General features: G+C 74.5%; 5 protein-coding genes and 1 pseudogene. All 6 read left to right on the top strand.

Annotation, left to right across the window (positions count from 1 at the left end; genetic code table 11):
- Positions 1 to 194 precede the first annotated feature (194 nt).
- Positions 195 to 1688, top strand: a complete 1494-nt coding sequence (locus tag HCN52_RS22220; RefSeq protein WP_168090222.1) for a pyridoxal phosphate-dependent decarboxylase family protein — start codon at positions 195 to 197, stop codon at positions 1686 to 1688.
- 153 nt (positions 1689 to 1841) lie between these two features.
- Positions 1842 to 2459, top strand: coding sequence for a DUF4178 domain-containing protein (locus tag HCN52_RS22215; protein ID WP_168090221.1), 618 nt, complete (start codon positions 1842 to 1844; stop codon positions 2457 to 2459).
- Positions 2456 to 2986, top strand: a complete 531-nt coding sequence (locus tag HCN52_RS22210; protein WP_168090220.1) for a DUF2617 family protein — start codon at positions 2456 to 2458, stop codon at positions 2984 to 2986. Before HCN52_RS22215 ends, HCN52_RS22210 begins: the two co-directional genes overlap by 4 nt.
- Before the next feature lie 35 nt (positions 2987 to 3021).
- Positions 3022 to 3441, top strand: a complete 420-nt coding sequence (locus HCN52_RS22205; protein ID WP_168090219.1) for a DUF4247 domain-containing protein — start codon at positions 3022 to 3024, stop codon at positions 3439 to 3441.
- 348 nt (positions 3442 to 3789) lie between these two features.
- Complete coding sequence (locus tag HCN52_RS26270) at positions 3790 to 4227, top strand: DUF350 domain-containing protein (protein ID WP_168090218.1); 438 nt, start codon at positions 3790 to 3792, stop codon at positions 4225 to 4227.
- Positions 4224 to 4433 (top strand): annotated as a pseudogene (locus HCN52_RS22195) (hypothetical protein); the annotation flags it as partial. The gene HCN52_RS26270 and the pseudogene HCN52_RS22195, both read left to right, overlap by 4 nt.

Here is a 4433-nt window from a genome sequence, read left to right as displayed (position 1 = left end):
CCCTCGCGGCGGCGCCGGGCCGCCACGCGGCACCCGGCCCGAGGCGCCCCCGCACCTGACCGGCGCCCCGTACCGCACCGGTCGGCACCACCGCACCGCCCCGCGCCACCGCACCACCCGGCCCGTCGTACCGGCCGCGCGCCCTGCCGCACCCCCGTCGCTCCCACTCCCGCACCCGCTCCCGGAGGAGACCCGTGGACCTCGCCGCCTGGCTGCAGAGCGCCGTCGACCGGCACCGCGCGTGGGAGGAGCGCCACGGCCCCTACCCCGACCCCCCAGCACTGCGCGTCGACCCCGACCGCTTCGCCGCCGCCTTCGACGAACTCGGCGACCGGCTCGCCGGCAGCTACCCGTTCTTCCACCCGCGCTACGCCGGCCAGATGCTGAAGCCGCCGCACCCCGCGGCGGTGGTCGGGCACCTCGCGGCGATGCTGATCAACCCCAACAACCACGCCCTCGACGGCGGTCCGGCGACCTCGGCGCTGGAGGTCGAGGTGATGGAGCAACTGGCCGCGATGGTCGGGTTCGACGACCACCTCGGCCACCTCACCTCCAGCGGGACGCTCGGCAACCTGGAGGCGCTCTTCGTCGCTCGGGAGCTGCACCCCGACCGGGGCATCGCCTACAGCGCGGACAGCCACTACACCCACGAGCGGATGTGCCGCCTGCTGGGGGTCCGCGGCCACCAAGTCGCCGTCGACACCGCCGGCAGGATGGACCCCGCCGCCCTGGCGGCGCTGCTGCGCTCCGGCGCCGTCGGCACGATCGTCGCCACCACCGGCACGACGGGGCTCGGCGCGATCGACCCGCTGCACCTGCTGCTGCCGCTCGCCCGGGCGCACGGGGTGCGCGTCCACGTCGACGCCGCCTACGGCGGGTTCCACACCCTGTTGACCGGGCTCCCCCGCACGGCGCCGAACGGCGCCGCCGACGCCGAGGGGCCCGCCGGGGACACGGTCGGCACCACTGCTGCCGCCGGCACCGCTGCCGGCAGCACCGCCGACGCCGACCGGGGCGTGCCGCTGATCGACCCCGCGCCGTGGGCGGTGCTCGGCGACTGCGACTCGGTGGTGATCGATCCGCACAAGCACGGCCTCCAGCCGTACGGCTGCGGCGCGGTCCTCTTCCGTGACCGGTCGACGGCGCGCTTCTTCCGGCACGACTCGCCGTACACCTACTTCACCTCCCGGCAGCCGCACCTCGGCGAGATCAGCCTGGAGTGCTCGCGTGCCGGAGCGGCGGCCGCCGCGCTCTGGCTCACCCTGCGCCTGTTCCCCCTCACCCCGGACGGGTTGGGTGCCGCACTGGCACCGGGGCGCAGGGCCGCGCTGCGGTGGGCCGAACTGCTCGCCGCCGACCCCGAACTGGAGCTGTACCAGCAGCCGGAGCTGGACATCGTCTGCTGCTTCCCCCGCACCGAACCGGCCACCGCGCCGCGCGTCACCGCGGCGGCCGAGTCGATGCTGGCGGCCGGAATGCGGCCGGGCGAACCCGACCCGGTGTACCTGAGCACCGCCCGCGTCACGGCGGAGGCGTTCACGGCCAGGCACCCGGCGGTGCGGCCGGACGGAGCGCGCGAGGTGACGGTGGTGCGGAGCGCGTTGATGAAGCCGGAAGCCGAGCCCTGGGTGCCTCGACTGCACAGCATGGTGCGCGAGTTGGCGCGCGGGGCCCGTCGCGTCGACTGATCCGCCGGTAGGCGGGGCCGCCGCGGCCCGCCCCGGACCGGCTGCTCCCGCCCGGAGCGCGCACCGATCGCGCGCCCCCGGGAACCGGGCGGGCGGCCGGCTGCGTGGGATACTTGACAGCACAGTCACGTTCACAGCCACGGGGGGCCAACTATGGCTTATGTACTGTCATTTGTTGTCATCGGTCTCATGGTGGCGCTGATCGTCCTGCTGCTGCGCCGTCAGCGCGCCGCCGAGGAGGCACGACCGGCCCTGCCACGCGATCCGTTCGACCAGTCCGATTCCGCGAGCGGCGACCCGCGGAAGCTGCGCGCCGGCGACATGGTCGAGTACCTCGGCGAGCGGATGTTCGTCCGCGGTTCCGTCCGCCTCAAGGAGGGCGGCTTCACCTGGGACGAGCACTTCCTGGACGCCCTCAACGAGGACGGCTCCGGCCGCCGTTGGATCTCCGTCGAGGAGGACCCGGACCTCGAGGTGATGCTGTGGACGCCGTACGAGGGCCCGCAGCTCTCGCCCTCGGAGCGCACGCACACCGTCGACGGCATCACCTACCGCCGCACCGAGCACGGCGTCGCCCGCTACACCTCCGAGGGCACCACGGGCCTCGGCGGCTCCGGCCGCGTCGAGTACGCGGACTACGAGGGCCCCGGCAACCGCGGCCTCGCCTTCGAGCGCTACCTCGCCGAGGACGGCTCGGGCACCTGGGAGGCCTCGCTGGGCGAGCGGGTCCCCAACGGCACACTCACCGTCTACCCGGGGAGCGACGCATGACGGCCGCGACGCTGGAGACGCCCTACCTCGACACCGCGCCGGAGGACATCTCCCTCGCCCTCGGTCTGCCGGACCAGGAGGCGCTGCTCACCACCGAGGTCCCGGTCGACGGCGCCACCGTCCGACTGCGGCTGCTCGGCGCCTCGCACCAGGTGTTCGTCGGGCCGGTCCGGGAGACCGTCGCCTGCCTCGGCAAGGGCGTCGGCGAAGGACTCCCGGCCGTACTCGCCCGTGAGGTCGACGGCTGGTCCTACCGGTTCGCCTCGCACACCCGCCGGTACTCCGCAGCGGAGTTCGCCGCGGTGGTACGGGAGTTGCGCGAGACACTCGCCGACCGCGACGACGCGCTGTTCGGCGTCTTCCCGGGCGCCCCCGACGCGGTCACCGCCCTGTCGGTGGGCCGCGCCGCGCCCGACGCCGTGCCCGATGGCGGCGGCGCCGGCCCGCGGGTCGCCTGGCGGACCTGGCACACCTACCCCCGGTCCTTCCAGATAGTGGAGACCCGCACCGTGGCGGTGTCGCGGTGAGGGCGCACAGGACGGCGGCGACGATCGTCGTGACGATGACGATGGTGCTCCTGACGGCGTGCGGCAGCGGCTCGGGAGGCGGGTACAACGAGGTGCCGCGCAGCTACATCGACACCACCTATTCGCGCAGCGGCAGTTACTGGACCACGGGGACCATGTCGCCGCGCCAGGTGGCCGCGGACATCGACCGCAACACCCAGGCGGGCAACCGGGTCACCAAGACGGACCGGGTCTACCTGCGGTACCGCAACCACGTGGTCCGGGTGAACTCCAACGCGAGCGGCGGCAGTCGCATCGAGATCTCCTCCTACCGCACCGCGCACCGCGCGTGGAACAGCGACATCGGCGGAGTGTGGCCGGTCCCCGGCCCGAGCGGGAACGGCGGAGGCGGCGGGAGCAGCGGCGGCGGTGGCGGCGGCGGTTTCCGCGGCGGCGGCCCCGGCAGCGGCAAGTAGCCCCCACGCGGCAGCCCCGCGAGCGGCAGCACCACGAGCACCACGACCCCGCGCCGCGAGCGGCAACGGAGCGTACGGCAGCGGCAGGACGACGGTGCGGCCACCGGAACGGGGCGGCCGCACCGCTGCCGCCGACAGCCGGAACAGGGTTGAATACCGGTGGCGGCCACGCACACCACGCGGCCGCCGCCCGCACGCGCACCCCGCGCGCGCCGGTGACACCCGCGTGGCACCGCGCGCGGCCGGGGCCGTGCCGACAGACACCGGAAGACGTCCGGCCCCGGTGAACGACCGGGACCGGCGGACAACAGCAGGGCACCGCAGACGCGGTGCGCGAGAGAGGCGACCGTGGCGGAGATATTCGAGTCGGCCGGCATCACCATCGCGTACGGGGTGGTCGGGTTCATCGTGATGGCGGCCGGTTTCGCCGCGCTCGACCTGGTGACCCCCCGCAAGCTCGTCGAGGTGGTCTGGAAGGAACGCAACAAGGGCGCCTCCATCGTCCTGAGCGGACAGATGCTCGGTGTGGGCCTGGTGATCTCGCAGGCAATCCGCTCCAGCGAGTTCCAGGAGGGCCTGATCTGGGGGCTGACCAGCACCCTGGTCTACGGCCTCGCCGGCGTGCTGGTGATGACGGTGGTCTTCGCCGTCGTCGGCATCGTCACCCCGGGCCGGATGGGCGCCTGCGTCATGGAGGACGTCGACAACCGCCCCCACCCGGCGGCGTGGGTCCAGGGAACGATGTACGTCGGCACCGCCCTGATGGTCTCCGCAGCGCTGTCTTGACCACGCACCACCACCCCACGACCGCGCCGGCCCCCGGCGACGACCGGGCGACCGGTACCGCCGCGGGCACCGGCACCCGCACCCGCACGGCGCCGGACGCCGACGCCGACGCCGGCAGCCGCAGCGACACCGGCGTCCGTGCCGGCGCCGGTACGGACACCCGCACCGACCGGCCTCCCGCGGTGGCGCCCGCCGAACCGGGTGCC

It is taken from the genome of Streptomyces bohaiensis, assembly GCF_012033785.1.
GTDB lineage: Bacteria > Actinomycetota > Actinomycetes > Streptomycetales > Streptomycetaceae > Streptomyces > Streptomyces bohaiensis.
This window is presented reverse-complemented; position numbering and strand designations above follow the sequence as displayed.

Excerpts from the sequence above, each read along its gene's own strand:
- HCN52_RS22215 (WP_168090221.1), top strand. The coding sequence starts at position 1,842 with ATGGCTTATGTACTGTCATTTGTTGTCATCGGTCTCATGGTGGCGCTG.
- HCN52_RS22210 (WP_168090220.1), top strand. The coding sequence starts at position 2,456 with ATGACGGCCGCGACGCTGGAGACGCCCTACCTCGACACCGCGCCGGAG.
- HCN52_RS22205 (WP_168090219.1), top strand. The coding sequence starts at position 3,022 with ATGACGATGGTGCTCCTGACGGCGTGCGGCAGCGGCTCGGGAGGCGGG.